Below are 20069 nucleotides of genomic sequence, written 5' to 3'. Positions count from 1 at the left end.
TTAAAGCAATAGCCCGGCCCTCTCTCCTCGGCGATTCGCAGGGGAGAGGGCCGGCTTGCAGGCCAGAGTTCGGTTATGCCGCGAGCGCGTTTTCGTCCGGCGCGGACTTCGCGAGCGCCTCCTCAACCTCTCGTAACGCATGGCGCTTTTCCGCCAGTTCATCCGCGAATGCAAAGGCGCCACCCTGCCGTGACTGGTAGGAGATCAGCCGGCGTTTGTATTCCTCCAGCCGCTGGCGATAGCGCTCCCGCTCCTCCCCGAACCCGTCGAGCGCATGTTCGAGACGAGAGATAGCTCCAAGCGGCGTGACGGTCACCGGCAACTCAATTTCATAATCCGCGCCGGTGCGTTGAAGCAGGGTCTGGTAGTGGTAGTTGTCACCGCGCCCGAACGTTTCGCCATCATAGACCAGATCGAAGCCACCGATCGAGGCGATGACGGTCTCGCCTTGGCTCTGGAGCTGGACGTGGGTCAGGATTTCCTTCATCAGCGCCCTCCCCGCCTCCTTACGCTCTCTATAGGTCTCGCCCTTGACGTTGATCGCAAAAGCATCACCTGAGGTCGGCACAAGCCGCACGATATCAACTGCGATCTCGCCAAGGCGACGGCTGGCGGTTTCGATCTCGCGCTCGGCGTCGCGGATCTGCCGACGCACGGCGAAGAGATCGTCATCATGGGCGGCACGCAGCCGTTCCAGACGAGCAATGTCAGCCTCCAGTCCGGCCTTCTGCATCAGGCGCTCGTCGCCTGAGGCTATCGCCTTGGCCATGGCGAACTGGTTGGCCTGCCCCTCGTTCAGGTCCTCCAGCCGGCGGATCGACGTATCGCCGGACAAAGCGGCTGCAATGAACCTCGCCTTGCGTTCGTTGTTCTGCCACATGGTGGCGTCGAGCGAGCCTTGCGTGGCGTAAGCGTAGATCTCGACCTCGTCGTGCTGGTTGCCCTGACGGACGATGCGCCCCTCCCGTTGCTCGATCTGCGACGGCAGCCATGGCACGTCGAGATGGTGGAGCGCTTTCAGGCGAAGCTGCGCATTGACGCCTGTGCCCATCGTTTCCGACGACCCGATCAGGAAGCGAACCTTTCCGGCGCGTACATCACCGAACAGCCGCTGCTTGGCCTCTGTCTTTTTGAAGTCCTGCATAAAGGCGATTTCAGACGCGGGAACGCCCATGCGGATCAGCTCGTCGCGGATCCAGCGATAGGCGGAAAACCCTCTGCTCTTCTCGACATTGATCGTGCCGAGATCAGAGAAGATCATCTGTGCGGCGCCCAGCAGTTCGTAAGGCTTGCCATCAGGACGAACATACTCGTTCTGGGACGTCTGCTTCCAGATGCGGTGGGCGTTGCGCACCAGAAGATTGAGCTTGTTGTCCGGCTCGTCGTCCATTGCCGGCATCACCAGCCGCAGGTCGATCGCCGCGTGACGACCATCGGTGATGACCGACAGCAGAATATCGTCTCCAGGCTGTGCCGGTCCATCACGCTGCTCTATCGCCTTGATGCGGGTTTCGAGGATCCTCTGGTAGGTCCTGAACGCCGGCGTCGGTGCGGCGGTAAGGATCTGTCGCTTGCCCGTCGCGATCTCCGGAACCCTTACGTATTGCCTCAAGTCCTCCGGCGTCACCACGTCGGCAAAAGCGCGGAACATGGCGATCAGTTCCGGCACGTTGACGAAGGACGAGAAGCGGCTGACCGGCTTGTATTTGCCTGACGGCTGAAGTTCCAGTTCCGTTTTCTCGTCACCGAAGTTCGAGGCCCAGGCATCAAACTCGTGCAGCCCGCGCTCGCGCAAGGCCTCGTGGCCGAGCAGCCGCTGGATCGAGAACATCTCGCCGAGCGTATTGGTGATCGGCGTGCCCGAGGCGAGCACGAGCGCGCGCCCGGGATTCTTCGTCTCGATATACCGGCTCTTCACATAAAGGTCCCACGCCTTCTGCGAACCATTCGGATCGATGCCCTTCAAGGTGCTCATGTTGGTGGCGAAGGAGAGCTTGCGAAACTCCTGCGCCTCATCGACGACGATCTGGTCGACGCCGATTTCCGAAATGGTCAGGAGATCGTCCTTGCGGGTGGCAAGCGCCTCCAGCCGCTCCTGCAATCCCTCCTTCAGGCGCTCAAGCCGCTTGCGCGACACCCGGTCGTCGCTCTCCACCTTCACCAAAAGATCTTCATAGAGCTGCAATTCATCCTGGATCATCTGTTGTTCGAAGGTCGAGGGCACGCCGATGAACCTGAACGCCGAATGCGTGATGATGATCGCATCCCAGACGGCGGTGGCGGCGCGGCTGAGGAACCGGGCGCGTTTGTCCTTGGTGAAGTTGGTCTCGTCGGCAACGAGAATGTTGGCGGCGGGATAAAGGGCGAGAAACTCGCGTGCCGCCTGCGCCAGGCAATGGCCGGGAACGACCAGCATCGCCTTGGCGATCAGGCCGAGCCGCTTCTGCTCCATGATGGCCGCGGCAAAAGTCATGGTCTTGCCGGCACCAACGGCGTGGGCGAGATAGGTCGAACCCGCCGAGATGATCCGCCAGATGCCGCGTTTCTGGTGGGCGTACAAGGAAAAAGCGCTCGACGCGCCCGGTAGCTGCAAATGCGAGCCGTCGAATTTCCGGGGCGCGATGTTGTTGAAGCGATCGTTGTAATCGCGCGCCAGCCGGTCGGCCCGGTCCGGGTCGGTCCAGACCCAGTCCTGGAAGGACTGCTTGATCTTCTGCAGCTTGTCGCGGGCAGCTTCGGTGTCGACGACATTCAGCACCCTGCGCTCGCCACCAGCGTCCCTGAACGTATCGAAGATCTGCGGCACGCGACTGTTCAGGGCGTCAGACAACAGCTCGCCGGCATGACGGCGGCTGGTGCCCCATTCGGAGGTCCCTGCACCACTGTAGCCAAGCTGACGCGCCTCGACCGTCCACGATCCCAGTTCCGGCAGATGATGGATGCGGATCTCGGCGCCCATCATCTCGCGGACAAAGGCGACGACGTCAGAGGCCGGGATCCACGGTGCGCCGAGGCGGGCGGTGATGTCGGAGGGGCGAAGATCGGCCGGTTGGACATCCTGCAGAGCACGCACGTTGCGCTCATAGGAGGGATCAAGCTCGGCTGCGGCCTGCGCGGCGGCGAGCTTGGTACGGACTGCGCCTGAAAGATAGGCATCGGCTGTCTGCCAGGATCCGTCAGCCGGGTCGCGAAACACCTCGTCGCCGAGATCGGCAATAATGGTGGAAACGTCGAGATGCAGCAGTTCGGCGATATGATCGAGATCGACATGACCGCGTTCGTTGAGTACGACCGCCAACGCATCAGCCGCACTGGTGATGACAGGCGACATCGGCGGAGCGATCACACGGGTAGCGAATATCGGACCCGGCTTCGCCGTGTCGGTCTCCAGGTCATAGTCTTCGATCGACGCTACCAGCCAGCAATCAGGGTCGTCGCGGAAGGGCGCGAGGTTCGGCTGGCGATGGGTCTCTTTCACCTCGCCGGTCTCCGGGTCCTCCTGGATGGAGACGGTCGTGTGGTTGATCGGCCCGAAATCGCGCACGAAGCTCGACCAGGCGATGCGCAGTCGAATCTGGTGGTCCTTCCACGGCCGGTCCAGTTCCTGGGCCTTCAGCACCGCCCGGACAGCGTCGCGGATCGGGATCAGTTTCGAAATGATCCGGATATGCTTCTCTGAGACCCCGTCGCCGGAGCGACCCTTACGCATGGTTACCGGCATGGCCGAACCGTCGAGCATCTGCATCAGACCCTTCGATCGGTCGAGGAAAAAGCTGCCCTCTCGGATGGCGCCGTCCCTCGGCTGCAGATCAACGATCTCGCCGAGTTCGTCCTCCAGATCGATATCGATCGGCGTCGGCTCGCCGTCGTAGAGATCGGCGGGGAGAAGGTCGATGGCAGCGGAAAGCGCGGCTTCCAGATCCTCTCCTGCGCGCGGCAAGCAGGTGTAGGTCTCGCCAAATGGTCCCGACGTCAGCGCGTGGCGACCAAGCACGAAGTCGGGATGCCGGGCGAACCAACGATTGACGCGGATGGCGCCTTCATCGTCTGCAGCCGGCCTGATCTTATCGACATCGAGCCACAACTGATTGCCCTCCGGCTTACCCGCCTTGCGCTTGCGGAAGAAGAGGATGTCGACGACGACATCCGTGCCGGCATCACGACGGAAGGTGCCCTCAGGTAGCCGGATCGCCGCAATCAGATCGGCGGATTTTGCGATATGCGCTCGCGCCGTCGTATCTGACTTGTCCATCGTGCCATGCGAGGTGACGAAGGCGGCGAACGCGCCGGGCTTCAAAAGGTCGATGGAGCGGGCGATGAAATAGTCATGCAAGCGGACGCCGAGCGACCGATAGGCGCGGTCCGAGCGGACGGTGCGATCGGAAAAGGGTGGGTTGCCGATGGCGAGATCGTAGATCGGCGCCAGATCGGTGCGGGCGAAATCCCCACTGATGATCCGGGCCCTCGGCTGCAGCAGGCTGGCGATGCGAGCGGTCACCGGATCAAGCTCGATTCCGGTGACATAGGTGGCCTCACGATAGGCCTCCGGCATCAAGGCCGGGAACAACCCCGTGCCGATGCCCGGTTCAAGGACACGACCACCGCGCCAACCAAGCTTCTGGATGCCCGCCCAGATCGCCCGGATGATGAACTCCGGGGTAAAGTGGGCATATTGGGTGCAGCGTGCTAGCGACGCATAGTCGGCTTCGGAAACCGCTGTTTCGAGCGAGGTGCCTAGATCGTTCCAGCCCTGCCGGAAATCGACCTCGCCCGGCCGGCGGAACATGCCGTTGGCGAGCTCGCCGGCGCCGAAGCCGGTAAAGCGGATCAACTGCGCCTGCTCCTTGGGCGTCGCAGGCCGGTCCTGCCTGGAGATGTTATTGGCAACGAGGATTGCCGCAACATTGGCGCGGGCGCGATCCTTCCACGACGAAGGCAATCCGCGATCGCCATCGAGATAAAAGTTTGCCCGAAGGCCTGCGCGCCGGGCTGGTGCGGCTGCAATTGGCAGAGCAGGCGCAGGCGTCGGTGGCAGGGGGTCCGGATCGTCGTCATTGGCGGCATCAGGCGCGAAGCTGCCGAAGGCGGTGACGCCGAGACCCAGGCCCGACGAGAGTGCGGTATTACCAAACATATCGAGCGTGAAGGGATCGTTGCTCATGATGAATCTCCTTGTGAAAGCACGCGCTATCCGTCCGCCACAGGGTTGGGCGGCTGGCATGCGCTGATTGACGTCAGGAATCCTGCTGCGGGCCGGGACGTTACGACCACTCGATGATGAAGAGTTCCATCGAGTCTTCATCAAAGGTGATGCCGAGATGTCTCGCTTTGGGGGTGGCGGCGATCATGGTCTCCAGTTGCACGGCATCGATGAATTCGACGCCGTCATCTCCCCCGAACGTCCTGCGCTTGACCTCGAACCAGTCGTCGTTCGTGCGGGGATCGCATTCGAGCGCATAAGCGACGAAAGGCTTTTCGCCGTCCGGCAATTTGCCGTTCGAGCACAGGTAGACACCGTGATCGCCGACCAACCAGACGCCCGGCTGTTCGTCGCGACCGGGATCAAGACCGTAGTGGGGATTGCGATAACCGCCGTTTACTTCTGCATCGGCGCGACCGCGAGCGATCACCGCCCGCACGGATTCAATCGGAAAGGAAAGCATCGCACCCATCTCCTCACGCTGCGGCTGCCGCATCGGGCAGATGGCGCAGTTGGACAGGCAGTTTGGTGGCGATCTCATCGTCGGTCAGGTCGTCGAGTAGCTTCAACCTCGCAGATCCAGCTGCGGTGTAGAGAGTGATGACGCGTTGATCCTGCAGATATTGCGGGGAGGTTTGATCGGAGTAGCCGCGGTAGGCGTCCGCCGTGGCACTCCAGATGTGCTCGAGCCGCTCTTGCCGCGTCATCGCCCTCACCGGGCGCGTTTCCCGCTCGATGATCGCCAGCCGCATGGCTTCCACCGACCGGCCGCCGGCGAGATCACAATATCCATGGAAGAAGCGAATGGCCCCATCGATCCGCAGCGCGAAGAACACCGATGTCACGGATCCGGCCAGGAATTCGCGCATTGCGAACATCGATCCCCGGATCCACAGCGGCGGCAGGATCTCGAACACATAGTCGTGTTCACGCTCGGAAATTTCGAACCATTCGCCGGCATAGAGCGCGCTCGCATCGCCGTCGAAACGGTGAGGACGTTGTGCATGCCGATCGAACATGCGGAACATCTGATGGCGGTCGGCGATGCCCTGGAAGACTTTACGGATTGCGGAAGGGGTATTCATTGGCGGCTCCTTTGGCCCTGTCCGGACCGAAGCGCGGTGCTGCCCTACCGGCTCACCATCCTCTTCAGTCCTTCACGACCCCTCCCCTCAGGCCGCCTCTCCGTCCGGGCGGGTCAAGGGCCGGCACAGCCGGGCGAAGCTTCACCCTTGACGCGACTGGCGGGCATGCGGCAGGCCTCTCCCTCTTTTCCTCCTCTCTCGTTCTTCTTTCCGAGATACCTTCAGAACCTCGTTCCAATCCTCTTCGCTCGGCCGCAGGCGCGTCCAGCCGCAGCCGACCTCCTCGGCAATGTCGCGAAGCCGGCCGGCGAATGTTTCTCCCTGGGGATTGGCGTCGGTGGCAGCAACGAGCTGCACACCCGGTCGGGATACCAGTGCTCGGATCGCCGCTTCCGTTGCGGGCGACCAGCCCCCGCCGGTGCTGAGATACACCGTGCCTTCGCGGACGCCCTCGATTGCGGCAAGGCTCATGGCGTCTATCGCGGCCTCGGTGACGCAGATGCGGCCAGCATCGGGCGGACCGAACCGAAACAGGATCTTTGTTCCGCCGGTCGCAAAGCCGCGCCAATTCAGGCCGCGTTCTTCCCAACCCGTCACCTGGCCCGCATCATCCGTGTGAGCCGCCCACATGCTGCCGTAGGGACCTTCCCGCACGATATCCGTCGCAATAACTGCCTGCAGAAGAAAAGATGGCAGGTACCGTTCGGAACAAAGGTAGCCCCACGTGGCCGAGCCCCGCCATGGTTTGCGGCGGCTTGCCCATCGGTCCGGCGTGGTGCCGGGAGAACCGCCGCCCCTTGAGGGTGGTCTCCATTGTGGTTCGGCCAGTTGATAACCGACCAGTTGGGCAACCCGATCCAGGCTCTCCAGGAAAGTGACACCATCGAGATGCTCCACAAGGGTAAAAACGTCTCCTTTGGCATCGCTGAGCGGATCGAACCAGCCTTTGCCGTCGTGATTGACAATGATGATCTCCGGCCCGCGGCGATGCTTGACCGCGCGGCGCGTGCTTTCTTTGGCGTCAATAGAAAAGCCCGCCTGCTCCAGCACCGCACCGCAGCCGACCTTTTCCCTCAGTTCTTCAACTTGCTCTTTCTTCATCATCTTCCCGCTCCTCTGGCCGGTCCACCTTTCTGTCCTGTCGCTCCAACGTGAGCCACCCTTCCACCAGCCGCGAAGAGCAAAGGGGGCAAGGGCGACGGCGGCAAGTCAAAAAATATGAGGTCTCGGCTGTATCGCCCCGTCGGCGGCGAAGCTTCCCTTGCGGCCTGCCGCGCGCTGGCGGCACAGATCCCGCTACAGATGGGCAGTTCACGAATCTATCCGTATAGAATAGCCAGTTATTTAATTGACTACTGAATGTTCATGTGGAACCATGATGTCTCCACGTGAACTGCTGGCCTGGAATGTAAAGAAACTTCGTGTCGCGAAAGGAGTGTCGCAAGAGCGACTTTCTCTCGAAGCTCATCTCGAACGGGTGGCGATCTCGCAGATAGAACGCAGACGAATTAACCCGGGCCTTGATTCACTCGGAAAAATTGCGGAGGCTCTCGGTGTCCCCATTGGGGATTTGTTCAAAGAGCCGCCAGCCGGCGAACCGGAGCCGACAAACCTGCGCCCTGGTCGCCGGAATTCGACCTGATGCGCTGACTGGAATTCAGTTGTTTCGGGGACACGATATGAAGAATGACCCGCATGTGGTTGATGTCGCCATCGGCCGAGCCATTCGGAAGAGGCGCTTGATCAACGGTGTCTCTCAGTCCGGACTTGGTGCGCAGGTCGGCGTTACCTTCCAACAGATCCAGAAATATGAAAAAGGCACGAATCGCGTTTCGGCCAGCATGCTCACGGAAATTGCTCATGCGCTGCACGTCGATGTGCGGAGTTTCTTTGATGCTGTCGACGCTCTTGGAAGCGATGGGCCATCCCGTGATATGAGCGTCAACGCCGCGGAAGTCCATGTCACGCGCGAGACGGTCTCGCTCAATCAGGCTTTCGCCCAGATAAGCGATCCTAGGCTTCGCCGGAAGATTGTGGATTTTGTGCGGGCTGCCGCTGGCGCCACCAATGAGAACGAACATCCTCAGAACGCCGCGGAACAGCCTGCGTAAGGGCTTGGGCAGGAAAACGGACGATGGTGCCGTCCCAACCCAGCGGGTTCACTTGCAAATGCCGGTGCAGCCTTTTCCGCCTAGCTACGTGTCTTTGGCCAGTCCACTTTAGGACCGCCCTTATTGGCGAACTCCCCTTTTTTCGTGAACCCGCACAGATAGGCTTAGAAGCGTACAGAAGGCAACGACTGAGATCGCAAACGCTAGCCATAACGGGGTCAGAACAAGATGAACCCCGACCAGATGGGGCCCATCGTCCGCAACACGGCCGACGGAAAGAAGCAGCTCGTGCACGCGCGCTGGGGCCTGCCCTCCCCCCCGCTTCGCCCTGGAGAAGACGACCAAAGCCAGAGCCGAGAAGCTCGAGGCCAAGGGTAAGCCCTACGATCTTGAAGAACTGATCCGCATGGAGCCGGATCGCGGCACGACCAACGTCCGGAACCTCAATCTTCCGCATTGGAAACGATGGTTCGGCGTCGAGCACAGGTGTCTCGTCCCTGTCACCAGCTTCGCCGAACCGGACCCCGCGAGCAAACAGGAAGGCGGCAATGTCCCGAATGCCTGGTTTGCTCACGACGAGACGAAATCGCTGATGTTCCTCGCCGGCATCCATGTGCCGCAATGGAAAAGTGTTCGGAAGGTTCGGAACGGGCTAACGACCGACGATCTTTATGGTTTTCTGACTACGGATCCAAACGACCTCGTCAAGCCGATCCATGAGAAGGCCATGCCCGTCCTGCTGCAGACGAAGGACGAAACCGATATCTGGATGCGGGCGCCCTGGGAGGAGGCAAAGGAGCTTGCCCGGCCGCTTCGGAATGACGCGCTGATCATTGGTCGCGGGAACCCTATGGATCATCGATCGTGTCAAAGGCCGGCGAACCAATGGAGGCAGACAGGCTGCTATAGAGCCCCTTAGTCAGAACCCATGATGAAATTGAGATGCGATATCTCAGTTTATAGAGGCCACATGTAGCCGAAACCGCCACCGGCACCAGGTCGGTCGATCCGTGAGGTACTTGCAGGCCGTGTGCCGAAATAGTCAGCAGTATGCTGACAAAATTCGATGAGAATGTCGTATCAAGAAATGTGAACTTTCCACTACTCGCATCAAATCATTCCATAGGCTGTGTTCCTAGAGAATATTGCGTGCGGGGTTAGCCGTACCAATTTAATAACATTAGGCGCTGGGTCGCCGAGGAGGCTAAGAGATGGTTCGCAAGAAGGACCTCATTATCGTCATCGCATGATGGCAGGACGCCGCCACCCAAGGTGGCGGCGTTTCTGTTTGGATGTTCAACATCAGGGGAGAGCTGATTTGAAGCGCGTGGCCGTAGAACTCTTTCTGATGGTTCTGAGTGCAGTCGTCGGAGCTTATTGCAGCCAGTTTATTTTCCCTGCCTGGTGGGCCAGGCTCGATCACTCGCTCTATGAGAACTACAAGCTCAACGTGTTCGGTGAGCGGTTTGTCCTGTTCGTGGACCCTAGGACGGTCGACAATCCAGACGATGTGAACAACGGCTCGAAGGTTTCGATCTACAGGTCGTTCTGCGGGTGGTCGTCCTCCTATTGCCTCCTCCAGAGAATGAAGATGCAGCCTGACGTCCCGATTAACATCTGGGAATTTGCGGACGGTGACCGAGACCTTGTGGAAGTCCACATCGGCGAGATGGCATCAATCCTGACAGCGGTGTCGATGAACTCGAAGACGAGGAGCGTCGCGCTCTATCACTTGGATACGCCGCAAAAGGCTGGCTACATCGGCACCGGCTACAGTTGCCACTTCTTGGAGGGAAGCACCACAAAGGAGATGTCTGAGTATTACGTTTACTGGGGAAAGGTGGACGGCCTCGTCTCCGACCCGGCGAATGGTACCAATGAGCGCGGCGAAAAGGTGTACATGGGCCTGGACAAGACTATCGTCAACGTGCTCACGACCTACCGCAACGATAAGGCCCGCGCAGGGAAAACCATCGCCTTGCCGACAGCGTGCTAAATGCGGCCGTATTTGACGAGAGTGCCGTCCGAAGGACGAAAGACCCGTTGGTGGTGAAGGCGAGATGGCACCATCTCGACGCTTTACCGGGCGACGTTCGCAAAGGACCGAGGCTGTGTAAAAACTCGGTTGTGATGTAGAATCATCTTGTCGATGCCATAGACTTGACGGAAGCTGGCTTCGGCCGGACATCGCCCGCACAAACCGACCGCCCCTCATACCACCCATCGGCATTGCTGAAGCTTTCATCTACGGCTCCATGAACCGCATTCTCTCAAGCCCTCTGGAACGGGAAGCTGGACGGAATCTCGAGGTGATGTGGCTGACCGGTCGGTTGGTCCCTAACCACAGAACCATAGCCGACTTCCGTAAAGACAATGGGCCAGCAATGGGATATCCCACGATTATATCCGGCGTCTTCATCGACTGAAGGACTCCCGTGTCTGGCGTGGGCCGCCGCGACCAGGAAGATAGGTGGAGGCCACACCGGGCTAGGCATCTCCGCTCCACGGTAGGCCGTCATGGATCCAAGGCCCAGAAGTATGCGGTCTTGGTTTTTCGGGAGCCGGGGTCGGGGACTGGCGACATCAGTTCCCGGCGATTTTGACGCCTGACTATTAACGGTCTTCGCGAAGTCAGCCACGATTGTCTGCTCTACTACCTTCATTGGAGGTAGGATAGAGCTCTCGAATAATTTGGGTAACGGTCGTGAATGTCACCAGAAACATTGGTGGGTTGAGGACGGCATCGCTTCCGTGCATGAACATATTTCGAAGTTCACGTAGATAGGCAATTTCGGATTGAATAAGACCCTGTTCCCTAGCATTTCTGAGAAGTTCGTTCAACATCGCGGGTTTCGGCTTCCCATTCCTGTCGGTACGGCCCTCAAATTGTTTACCGATACGCTCCCGAAGAGCCAGTTCAAGACAAGGAAACGTCTGCGCGGCGGCGAGCGTGAGCAAGTCGTAACTGAAATACGAGTAGATGTAGGCATGGCGCACCCCGTCGTGAGACCGCCTAACGTTAGTGGGCGTCATTTCGAAAAGCTCACAGTTCAGCATATCGCGATGAAGATCGCTGATCGTGCTCCCCGCGAAACCAGCTAATCCCGCGTAGTACGGATCAGGTGCCAACAGCTTTTCGGCGCTCTTGAACATAAATCGACCTCGCTGCCAGACTGTCGCTCCAACAAGGGTCCGGGATGGCGCCCATCTTCACGCAGGCTAGACAAAAAACTGAGTGTCGTCTAGTATATACTAGAATGGTATAAGGAGGCTGCGATGCCAAAGGACTCCAAGCTGCTTGTCGTTCCGGTGAAACCGAAAATCGCCCGACGCCCGCCGAGACACATGCGTGCTCGTAATTTCCTGATAGAGTTGCCTGATCCCTTGACCAAAATCGGTTTGGAAGAGTGCACCATTACGATCGTTAAAGGCAAGCAAACCCTCAAAGGGCTGACAAAGGACAAGAAGGCCGTCCATATAGTGCTCCGCGATGGCGGTAACGGTTTTCAAGAGCAGATTGTCTCCGTTTGTGCAGCGCTTTCCCCCCGCGAACGCCGGATTGAGGCTAAGAAACTTCGCAAGGAAGGGCTTTCGCAAACTGCAATTGCTGCCAGACTTGGTGTTTCTCAAAAAACGATCTCCAACGATCTCGAAGGCAGATAGTCTTGGGGAGGCTTCAAAAGCTGAGGCTAAGTGCCATGTGGGCGTAACGGTTACGCCTGAGCTAGCGCGAGGAGTGCATGCAGAGGAAGATCGTTGACAGCAATGCAATGCAATCTGACGCGCTCCGACTATTCTTAAGTTCGTCTCCAAACAACTTCGCGGTTCTCAACGACTACGCTGCTATGGAGGCTTACAAAGGCGATACGCTTAAATCGATTTTCCGGTCGATGGAGATCGTCTGTGAATTTCCGCGCCAGGTTATCGTCTTGAAGACCACAGGCAAAATCTGCTCCCTCGTTGGACGCGGTCGGGGCCTTCAGCGGCGGATGATAGAGTCGAAGCAGACCCGCGATTTTCCGGCCTTTTGCCATCGTCTCAGAGCTGCCGAGAATGGAAATCCTTTACTGCTGAGTCAGCTCTTGGAGAGCGGACGAGCAGCAACGAGCCAAATGGACCGCATCCTTGCGAGTGCGCCGATTCTTCCAGCGGCGATCAAGGAGCTGCGTGAGATTTTCTCAGATGAGGAACTGAGAGCAATCCGATTGGATCAACCCTTCCCCGCTACTCTGATCGAAAAGGTAATGGAGTTCATCGTCGAATTAACGTATAGCGCGATGAAAACTCATCCAAGCCCGCCGGCTCGCATTCGGACTATCGATGAACTACAGAACACTTTCCTTTTTCGTCACTCGGTCGCAACCCTGGTTTGGTCGCTCGACTGGATTGCGCGAGGCGGAGCAGACAATGTCCGTCCCGACCGCTTGAGAAACGACGTGATCGATGTGATATTTGCGACGTATGCGACCTTTTTCGACGGCCTACTGTCATCCGACGAACGTGCACAACGGGTATATTCGGGCACCAGCGCAATTTTTTCTCGACTAACGCGTACGTAGCGCAAACGGCAAGGATCGCTGTTATCTAGCCCGCCACTGCGAAGGGTGTTGCCCGCCCAGGCTGAATGGCCGTATGGACAAAAAGCGGTGCCTTTGTCCCAACGAACACCCTAAAGGTCCACAAACTCCTTGACAGACGGAGTGGTGATTGACGCGGATCGCCGTGCCCGCATAAAAGTGTTAGAAGGAGAAGCAGGATCCACTAGCGTTTTGGGGATCAATTACTTATATTGAGAACCACAAAGTGGGCGCGGTCCCGCTGGAGAAGGCGCTATGAAGAACAGCAATAGTTCAAATAAGGCGACTAAAACACTCAAAACGACGGAAGATGGCAACTTCCTCCAGTCGCTGAGAAGACACGGCCAAGTCAAAGAGACAACTAACCCGGACGCAAAACTGGGTCCGGGCCAAACCCATCTGCTCATCAAGAAGCCGGGCTCGGCAGATGTTCTAGTCGAAAAGCGGAAGTCATTTTTCTAAGCTTCTACTTACAGACGTGACAGGCACACCGGAATGCGGCCCGCTCAAGGACCAGTTCCTCGCCGCGCCGGCGCACGACGTGCGTTGCCCTCTCCCCGTATGCGAGATAATCGGCAGCCCCCGCTGAGGAGGCCTTAGGAGATTTTGCCGCAGCGGCGAAGTCGATTTGTTTCCTCTGAACAAGCGTTTCAACGAAATCTCGGACTTCAGAGGAGATTGAGGCGGCCGGATCGACGGCACCAAGGATGGCCGTCGATCCGCCCACGTTGCCGACCAATGCTACTTGTGGTGCATAAGCTTTGACATGGTCGAGCTTGTCATCAATGCCGGACAGATCGACCTGTCGATAACTTGTCACCTCAGTTTCCGCATCAACACCCAACGCGAAATCGCGCGTAAATATTCGAGCATCGACATCCACATTGAAAATGGAGCGGAGAGCATTCCGCGCAGACGTTGATAGGGCCGACGACTTCTTCGCTCGCCTTGCTTTCTTGCGGTTGGGGGTGGACAAAACAGCGCCTGGTACCAGCATTCCGACGGAACTCAGCTGGATCCCATGATTGGCAAAAGCCGTTTTGATATGAACCTCGTTTAACCCGGTACCATCCGGCTTGGTTCTTTCTGCGCGATCAGCCAAGATCATCGCGCGCCCAACCGAATCGAGAAATCGGGGCTTCACCGGCGCTGCCCTCGCCCCAGCAGCCAAGAGCCGGGTGGCGATTTTACAGGCAGACCAAAGCCCGTCAGTTCCACCGCCGCTCTCGCGAAAAATCTCGAGAATCAGGTCGTAATAGCAACCGGACGTAAGCTGACCGAAGCTATGGACCTCGTTAATTAGTGCTCCTGGCTTGCCGTCTGACGGAAGGGATTGCGGAAAAGCCCATTTAAAATTGTTGCGACCGCGACGTGGCTCCGCAGCGTTGTGGGTTGAAGAAACAGCTTTCGCGATGGTTTCCGATAGTTGTTCTGCAGTTGCCTCGACGTAGTTAGCCGAAATAAGCATCGGGTCGTTTTTGAGAATGTCTTCGCGGATGTCCGCATCCGAGAGCGCCGTCATGATGGCCATACAATCTCCGAAGCCTTCGTGAAAAGCTCCGACTTCGAGCATGCTTACATTCCACAGATCGGGTCGCAATGCATCGAGAATAGCGTGCCCTACTTCATGAGCGACGACGTCTGTGCTGGCGCCGGAGTAAATGAGGGCTTTTTTCAGCGGAAACACGAAGAAGGAAACGCTTGCGCGGTCGTAATAGGCGTTGAGGTCTTGTCCGGCATTCGGGTAAAGCGCGAGTTTCAATTCGCCCGCTTTTCCCCTCCAGCCCGAGATGGGGCCTGCAATAGTCTCGAAGATATCGAGCGTCCTTATCGCGCTTTCGCGTGCCTGCCACGCGACGAAATCGTTACTGGTGATGGGGTAAACTGCCTCTGGTGGCAGCCCGACGATATCCAAGCCAACTTTGTTTGTGGCTCGATCTGAGATTGGCGTGATCTCTTGCGCAACCGCCCCCGGCGCAGCTGGATCATTTGCAATGAAGTTGATCGACATGTTCACCCCCGAAGACGCTGCGCCCTTTTTGCGCTGACATCGATGCGCCCCACACGCTCCGATGGCAAAAAATACTATGACGGCGTTCTACAAATGTACAGATGCAAGAATCGGAGGTGGCAACATATGGAATAATACTTGGAGCTGAGCTGAAGCCCCGTTGCAACTAACTCGAAACGATGGTTAACTTCGCCTTAAAGGTGTCCGGGGGCGGGGCTATGAATAATAATTTGGTGCAAAAGGCCGCGCTTTGCGCGGCAACAACTTCCTACTTGGCGGGATGCGCAGTAACACCGCTATCCGATGATTTGCCGGGTGTGAGTACAACACAGATCATCCAGAGCATTCGTTGCGAAACACGCCATGCACTGGCAGAATATCTGAGGGTAAATTTGGCTTTCCCGAAAGATGACCCCTATGCCCGGCAGGTGGCGGCGGCGTGGTCAGGAGATCACTACGCGAGATACATCGACTTCCGGAAGCTAACTCCTAGAATGAGGAGTTACCTTGAGTATTTTCAAAATGCGGCGATCGTTTATGACTTTTCGTTCAACGTAACCGAAACGAATAATACGAATGCGGATTTTGACTTCATTCGAACCGTCACGCGGGGAACACTTTCGCTTGGGCTGAAGGCGGGGGCGGATCTCTCCCGCAGCAATATCCGAACTCAGGCCTACAGCGACACATTCCGCGGCCTGCTGATGGACGTTCAGAACGACTACTGCGAGAAGACTGCGAAGGGGGTCAATTTCGCCTATCCCATCACTGGCAAGATCGGGATGGACGAAAAGATACAAAGCTTCGTTGACTCTTCCCTTTTCAATGGCCTTACCGGCAAGGCAGGACAAGGCTCACCGACCACCGTCGATGAAACCGAGTTTATCACCAAGATATCTGGATCGGTTGCTCCTAAGGCCGAGCTGACGAACGCGCTGAAGGCTGGCGGCGTAACTTATGACACCAGTCGAACTGACAAGCACAAAGTTATTATCGGCCTTTCCATTCCTGCCGATGTGACCTTCAAACCTGCGACGACTACACCGCGATATGTAGCTCTGCGCCCGGGGGCTACCCCGGCTCAGAAGCAAGCGGCCGACGCCGTAAATCAATTCATTAACCGGTTCGAGGCTGGCCGGACCATCATCTACAATAACGGTTTTTAGGGGGTTGCATGGCTAAGAAAGACGAGAAAATCGAGACCGCCCCGGTCTACTACAGAGGGCGACGGAAGACCTTGAAAATCGATGCCGCGATGCTTATCGACATATTCAAGATGTGCTCTGAGAATGGCCAGCTCGATGAGCTTCAAAACCTTCTGGTTGAGCGAAAGTCGGTCATAAGCGTCGAAGCCGAACTGGCAAATGAGGTGAAAAGGCTCTTCTTTGAAAAGGAGTTGCACACCCGCAGCGTGCTGGCGGCCTCCATTACCGGTTACCGAGACCCGAGCTGCCCAGATCCGTACCATTGCCAGCATGTACGGCGTTGAAGGAAAAGGCGGAACGGTTCAACGAGGTTGTCGGCCGTGCGCGGATTGAATATGTTGCGCGCTCGCGTATCGGCATTGCAAGTCCATCACCAGCGTTGGGTAGCCGCGCTTCTGAAGAGACCCTCTCGGGAACCATACATCCTCGCTTTACATCTCTCTTAGCGCAGGCTTGACTCGACGTGACACCTACGCGGAGCTGCATCTGCCGGACCGGAACTCACCGCCGTTCCGGTGAAGGTCTGTCGACCCAATGGCTGGCAACGTCCATTCACGCCAAATCTGATCAAGAGCTTCCTTCTCCTCCGGTAGATCGCAAAGGCTCATGGCGTATTCCGCCAGGTTGGCGAGCCGTTTTAGCTTTTGGTCCTCTTTGAGAGGCGGCTCAAATGTCTCGTTTAGTCGGGAGCGCCAGGCAACGAACTCCAGTCCATCGCCAGTCGCGAATTCGTCCCGAGCAATCGCCGTGGGAATGGCCGGGGCAACTACTGGATCGAAAAGGAAAGGCAGAACTCGAAATATCAGGCGCAAGAGCGGGGCGTCACGGGTGGCGATTACGGTCTCGCCGGTCGGCTTCTGGCCAAGTGAAATCATGGCCGGGAAGAAGTAATAGATTCCAAGATCAAGCGACCTGTTTCTGAGATAGGCCACGGATAGATGATCCACCTCGTCTTTACGACCGGGTTGAAAAGCGAAGAACGCCTGGACGAACGAGTACGCCGGCTTCGCGTCACCGGGGAGATGTATTGTCTGACGCGCTTTAAGAAAGAGGCTCAATGCGCCCAGTGACAACATCATGCCTGCTCTAGGCACGTTGGCCTTGCTGATTTGAACGAGCTCGTTCATCGCCTCATCAACGTTGCGCTTCTCCAGGAGCTTTTTGATAATAGCAACGTAGAAGAAGAGAACAGTCCAGTTGTACCGCAGGCCCGCCGAATTTTCGCGCAAGATATTAGCGAGATCATGCGCATAATTTCTGCGAAAACAAATACCATGCTCCTCGTAACGGACGAGGACATCCTTGATGCGCCGCTCAGTATCAGTCTGGAATTGGTCGTTCGCCAACCACTCTTCGGTCAGGGCGGGCAGCAGGTTCACGATGATCTTGTGCCGCGGCATGCTGGTTGGCAGTTGCTGAAGCCAATTCGGGCTTCGATAGCTGTTGCTGTCGGGGATAAGCTCAAACGGTCCCAATCCCGGCCGTAGGTTATAATAAGGCCATACCAGAGCTGGTCCTCCGGAAACAGCAATCATACGCTCGACATAGGGGACGGGCTTACTCTGAGTGACGGGTTTGAAAGCCTTGCCTTTCAGCGGAGCGAGCCGCCGGCTAAGCCATCGGCAAAGAACGCATCGCGCCCGGTTCCTTATTTTCTGCAACTTTGAGAGTTTAGTAGGTTTCATAGGTGATTTATCAATCTCGTTCCATCTACCCTCTCGGTAGACACACGTTCTGGATATAGGCTTGGTTCTCCGCGATGACGGAAGAGAGCACTGCTGTTGCCAAGATCTTGACCTCCTCCAAGCTTTGCGGATCGGGCGAAGCGATACCGCCGTGCGCTATCAGATTTCTCACCTTTCTCAATCGCTCGAAACGAGCCACGCATTGGTCAGATAGAGTCGTCAATGCGTGCTCTCGCAGCCAGGAGAATTGGTTCTGAAGCTCCCTCTTTTTCTTTGGTGGCAAAGTCGCAGAGCTCACGGAGCTCACAATGGAAGGGTAGTGCTTGGAAAACTCCGTTTTCGTCAGCAGTTCAAGCGCGATGAAAAAGAGCAAAAACTGCTTGGTTGGGTCGGTCTCCTTCAGCGCCAGATCGAAGAACCCTGCAACATTCCTGTCCAGTTGGGAGGAGCGTTCCAGGGCGGCGGTGACCCGAGCTCTGACTTCCTCAGCTGCGATCGGCTTGGAAACAATGGCGTAAGCTGTCATGGAAAAGCTCATGTCGCGAAGCTGTTCGCCGCTCGTTGCGTGACCATAGTTCATCGCTTCAATTGAGCGAAAAACTGTATGCTCACTTGAAAATGCGATCGCCAAGCTGGAGACAACTCGTGGTCCAACGCGCTCGTGCAGTTGATCCAGCTCTGCCGTGGCACTCTCGCAGCCACCATTGATCCAAATCTCGTTTCCACTCCTTAGGAAATGAGTGGCCATAAGCTCGTGTTCATCGGTCGGCCCGATTTTCAGCACCAGATACGGCCCGATCGTGTTGTTTCCCTTGCGCCATAGAGCCTCATCTTCCACGAGCTCGTCATTGACAAGAGCTCGACAGGTCTCGTTTACGCTTCCGCCAATAGCGAGGGTGTAATGATGCCCGTCAATTACATGACTCAGCGGACCAACGATCGGAAGGTCTGTCTTAAAGCCTTCAATATGGTAGATGAGCAACCGGCAAAATCGGCCCCGCAAGTGGCCGCCTTCTTCAATCCTGCTGTACCCCGCGTCCTCCCAGATTTGGTCGACCATACGGATCATTTTTCTCTCTTCCCCTGCTAGATAAAGTTCCCGCTTGCAATTTTTACGATCACTATCTGAAATATCTTCTATATTGGTAATCTGGTGAAAGAACACCACAGGGGGCAATCGTGGGCGAGGCAAAAACGAAAAGACGGCTGGCGCATCCTTCGCCGGAGGCAGTGAATGCCCGCCGTACGGCAATAGTCAGTCTGTTTCAGGAATTGGGCATCGACATTAGCCAGCCCGGTTTTTACGATCAGCCAAATTTTGTCGCACAAGAGCGCACGGACTCGCGGTTCGCGGAACGCTACGCCGAGTGGGTGTTGCTTCGCGAGCGGGATCAGACCTATGACGCGCGCGTCCAGACTATTGTCCCTCAGGTGACAAATATCCTGCAGCGACGGATCGTGCAGCACGGCTGGTATGGCGCCTGTATCGCGATGACCGCCATTTTGACCCGCATTTTGGACCGGCTCGGTATCTGGAATATTCCGATGCGTGGTTCTGCATCGGTCTATGCCGAAGGAGCCTCACGACATTTTGCGATCATCGACCAAAACGAAGGAGCCGGTTTCGATACCGGCCATATGTGGGTAATTGCGCCTCCGTACGATGTCATCGACGTAACCTTGCACTATCAGCGGTGGAGAGGAGACGCCTTCCAACGACACGTTCCGCCGATCATTCTCGGCAAGGGGCTGGCGAATGTTAAGCCTCGCGCTCAGGATGTCATCGCTCCGGAACTCCGGTCACAGATGCCGCGCGACCCCGACATCCACTACACGGTATTCCCGGACCAGCGGCGCGTTCTGGAAGCATTCCCGGCAAAAAAATTCATCTCCGGCTCGACCGATATACGCTACGTGCCTGCTGGCGTGAGTTTCCCAGACCTGCCACTGGAGCGGATTAACGAAGAGGCTAGAGCTGGGGTGCCGGCGATTCAAATATGGACGGACGATATCCTGCCAGGACTAGGCAACATGGCTTAATACTGAAAAGCGACCAAACCCTCCCTCTTCACGACCAGCAATTTCACGGGGCGATCGGCACCTTCCTGATGAACCAGGTGCCATCGGCAACAGCGGCGGCGGCGTTGGATTGCCAGTAATGCATCACGTGGCTGTATCTCGCACCTTTTCACGAA

Annotated in this window: 17 protein-coding genes and 3 pseudogenes; 11 read left to right on the top strand and 9 right to left on the bottom strand. The window is 57.4% G+C overall.

The window, feature by feature from the left end; translation table 11 throughout:
• Window positions 1-73: 73 nt before the first annotated feature.
• The 4 genes from G6L97_RS26330 to G6L97_RS26315 form a co-directional block, all read right to left on the bottom strand.
• Window positions 74-5161: a lactate dehydrogenase gene (locus G6L97_RS26330; RefSeq protein WP_174004440.1), complete on the bottom strand. Its 5088-nt coding sequence runs from the start codon at window positions 5159-5161 to the stop codon at window positions 74-76.
• A 100-nt stretch (window positions 5162-5261) separates the two neighbouring features.
• Window positions 5262-5663, bottom strand: coding sequence for a DUF3085 domain-containing protein (locus G6L97_RS26325; RefSeq protein WP_174004438.1), 402 nt, complete (start codon window positions 5661-5663; stop codon window positions 5262-5264).
• 13 nt (window positions 5664-5676) lie between these two features.
• Window positions 5677-6285, bottom strand: a complete 609-nt coding sequence (locus tag G6L97_RS26320; RefSeq protein ID WP_174004436.1) for a DUF1419 domain-containing protein — start codon at window positions 6283-6285, stop codon at window positions 5677-5679.
• Between the two features lie 141 nt (window positions 6286-6426).
• On the bottom strand, window positions 6427-7389 hold the full coding sequence (locus G6L97_RS26315; RefSeq protein ID WP_236773705.1) for a DUF3991 and toprim domain-containing protein: 963 nt from the start codon (window positions 7387-7389) through the stop codon (window positions 6427-6429).
• Between the two features lie 271 nt (window positions 7390-7660).
• On the opposite strand from G6L97_RS26315, the gene G6L97_RS26310 reads away from it, so the two are divergent.
• From G6L97_RS26310 to G6L97_RS26290, 5 genes and pseudogenes are all read left to right on the top strand, one after another.
• The gene (locus G6L97_RS26310) at window positions 7661-7927 is read left to right on the top strand and encodes a helix-turn-helix domain-containing protein (protein WP_323131710.1); all 267 of its coding nucleotides are present in this window, start codon (window positions 7661-7663) and stop codon (window positions 7925-7927) included.
• A gap of 37 nt (window positions 7928-7964) precedes the next feature.
• Window positions 7965-8396: a helix-turn-helix domain-containing protein gene (locus tag G6L97_RS26305; RefSeq protein WP_174004432.1), complete on the top strand. Its 432-nt coding sequence runs from the start codon at window positions 7965-7967 to the stop codon at window positions 8394-8396.
• Between the two features lie 225 nt (window positions 8397-8621).
• Window positions 8622-9305, top strand: a pseudogene (locus G6L97_RS26300) (SOS response-associated peptidase family protein); the annotation flags it as partial.
• A gap of 409 nt (window positions 9306-9714) precedes the next feature.
• Complete coding sequence (locus G6L97_RS26295) at window positions 9715-10392, top strand: hypothetical protein (RefSeq protein ID WP_174004431.1); 678 nt, start codon at window positions 9715-9717, stop codon at window positions 10390-10392.
• Window positions 10393-10541: 149 nt separating this feature from the next.
• Window positions 10542-10783, top strand: a pseudogene (locus G6L97_RS26290) (transposase); the annotation flags it as partial.
• Here the strand turns inward: G6L97_RS26290 and G6L97_RS28275 are convergent.
• Both G6L97_RS28275 and G6L97_RS26285 read right to left on the bottom strand, forming a co-directional pair.
• Window positions 10784-10986, bottom strand: a pseudogene (locus G6L97_RS28275) (IS66 family transposase); the annotation flags it as partial. It lies immediately after the preceding pseudogene.
• Window positions 10987-11027: 41 nt separating this feature from the next.
• Entirely contained in the window at window positions 11028-11549 is a 522-nt protein-coding gene (locus tag G6L97_RS26285) for a hypothetical protein (RefSeq protein ID WP_174004429.1), read from the bottom strand.
• A 123-nt stretch (window positions 11550-11672) separates the two neighbouring features.
• Here G6L97_RS26285 and G6L97_RS26280 point away from each other — a divergent pair, with 123 nt between their 5' ends.
• The 3 genes from G6L97_RS26280 (at window position 11673) to G6L97_RS26270 (ending at window position 13435) form a co-directional block, all read left to right on the top strand.
• Complete coding sequence (locus G6L97_RS26280) at window positions 11673-12059, top strand: helix-turn-helix domain-containing protein (RefSeq protein ID WP_174004427.1); 387 nt, start codon at window positions 11673-11675, stop codon at window positions 12057-12059.
• A gap of 77 nt (window positions 12060-12136) precedes the next feature.
• Window positions 12137-12955, top strand: a complete 819-nt coding sequence (locus G6L97_RS26275; RefSeq protein WP_174004425.1) for a hypothetical protein — start codon at window positions 12137-12139, stop codon at window positions 12953-12955.
• Between the two features lie 273 nt (window positions 12956-13228).
• Window positions 13229-13435, top strand: coding sequence for a hypothetical protein (locus tag G6L97_RS26270; RefSeq protein ID WP_174004423.1), 207 nt, complete (start codon window positions 13229-13231; stop codon window positions 13433-13435).
• 4 nt (window positions 13436-13439) lie between these two features.
• Here the strand turns inward: G6L97_RS26270 and G6L97_RS26265 are convergent, their stop codons facing one another.
• Complete coding sequence (locus tag G6L97_RS26265; RefSeq protein ID WP_174004422.1) at window positions 13440-14984, bottom strand: M36 family metallopeptidase; 1545 nt, start codon at window positions 14982-14984, stop codon at window positions 13440-13442.
• 218 nt (window positions 14985-15202) lie between these two features.
• Between G6L97_RS26265 and G6L97_RS26260 the strand changes: the two genes are divergently transcribed.
• Both G6L97_RS26260 and G6L97_RS26255 read left to right on the top strand, forming a co-directional pair.
• On the top strand, window positions 15203-16150 hold the full coding sequence (locus G6L97_RS26260) for a hypothetical protein (protein ID WP_174004420.1): 948 nt from the start codon (window positions 15203-15205) through the stop codon (window positions 16148-16150).
• 8 nt (window positions 16151-16158) lie between these two features.
• Window positions 16159-16473, top strand: a complete 315-nt coding sequence (locus tag G6L97_RS26255; RefSeq protein ID WP_174004418.1) for a hypothetical protein — start codon at window positions 16159-16161, stop codon at window positions 16471-16473.
• A gap of 186 nt (window positions 16474-16659) precedes the next feature.
• Here the strand turns inward: G6L97_RS26255 and G6L97_RS26250 are convergent, their stop codons facing one another.
• Complete coding sequence (locus G6L97_RS26250) at window positions 16660-17724, bottom strand: hypothetical protein (protein WP_174004416.1); 1065 nt, start codon at window positions 17722-17724, stop codon at window positions 16660-16662.
• A 175-nt stretch (window positions 17725-17899) separates the two neighbouring features.
• Entirely contained in the window at window positions 17900-19042 is a 1143-nt protein-coding gene (locus G6L97_RS26245; protein WP_272438527.1) for a hypothetical protein, read from the bottom strand.
• Between the two features lie 11 nt (window positions 19043-19053).
• Here G6L97_RS26245 and G6L97_RS26240 point away from each other — a divergent pair, with 11 nt between their 5' ends.
• Window positions 19054-19914, top strand: coding sequence for a hypothetical protein (locus G6L97_RS26240; protein WP_272438526.1), 861 nt, complete (start codon window positions 19054-19056; stop codon window positions 19912-19914).
• The last annotated feature ends 155 nt before the right edge of the window (window positions 19915-20069 follow it).

Origin of the sequence: Agrobacterium tumefaciens, from assembly GCF_013318015.2 — a bacterium.
GTDB lineage: Bacteria > Pseudomonadota > Alphaproteobacteria > Rhizobiales > Rhizobiaceae > Agrobacterium > Agrobacterium tumefaciens.
Note: the sequence above shows the minus strand (reverse complement) of the source record. Positions and strands in the feature narration are given on the sequence as shown.

Excerpts from the sequence above, each read along its gene's own strand:
- G6L97_RS26310 (WP_323131710.1), top strand. The coding sequence starts at position 7,661 with ATGATGTCTCCACGTGAACTGCTGGCCTGGAATGTAAAGAAACTTCGT.
- G6L97_RS26315 (WP_236773705.1), bottom strand. The coding sequence starts at position 7,389 with ATGATGAAGAAAGAGCAAGTTGAAGAACTGAGGGAAAAGGTCGGCTGC.
- G6L97_RS26280 (WP_174004427.1), top strand. The coding sequence starts at position 11,673 with ATGCCAAAGGACTCCAAGCTGCTTGTCGTTCCGGTGAAACCGAAAATC.
- G6L97_RS26285 (WP_174004429.1), bottom strand. The coding sequence starts at position 11,549 with ATGTTCAAGAGCGCCGAAAAGCTGTTGGCACCTGATCCGTACTACGCG.
- G6L97_RS26270 (WP_174004423.1), top strand. The coding sequence starts at position 13,229 with ATGAAGAACAGCAATAGTTCAAATAAGGCGACTAAAACACTCAAAACG.
- G6L97_RS26260 (WP_174004420.1), top strand. The coding sequence starts at position 15,203 with ATGAATAATAATTTGGTGCAAAAGGCCGCGCTTTGCGCGGCAACAACT.
- G6L97_RS26320 (WP_174004436.1), bottom strand. The coding sequence starts at position 6,285 with ATGAATACCCCTTCCGCAATCCGTAAAGTCTTCCAGGGCATCGCCGAC.
- G6L97_RS26275 (WP_174004425.1), top strand. The coding sequence starts at position 12,137 with ATGCAGAGGAAGATCGTTGACAGCAATGCAATGCAATCTGACGCGCTC.
- G6L97_RS26305 (WP_174004432.1), top strand. The coding sequence starts at position 7,965 with ATGAAGAATGACCCGCATGTGGTTGATGTCGCCATCGGCCGAGCCATT.
- G6L97_RS26325 (WP_174004438.1), bottom strand. The coding sequence starts at position 5,663 with ATGCTTTCCTTTCCGATTGAATCCGTGCGGGCGGTGATCGCTCGCGGT.
- G6L97_RS26265 (WP_174004422.1), bottom strand. The coding sequence starts at position 14,984 with ATGTCGATCAACTTCATTGCAAATGATCCAGCTGCGCCGGGGGCGGTT.
- G6L97_RS26255 (WP_174004418.1), top strand. The coding sequence starts at position 16,159 with ATGGCTAAGAAAGACGAGAAAATCGAGACCGCCCCGGTCTACTACAGA.
- G6L97_RS26330 (WP_174004440.1), bottom strand. The coding sequence starts at position 5,161 with ATGAGCAACGATCCCTTCACGCTCGATATGTTTGGTAATACCGCACTC.
- G6L97_RS26250 (WP_174004416.1), bottom strand. The coding sequence starts at position 17,724 with ATGATTGCTGTTTCCGGAGGACCAGCTCTGGTATGGCCTTATTATAAC.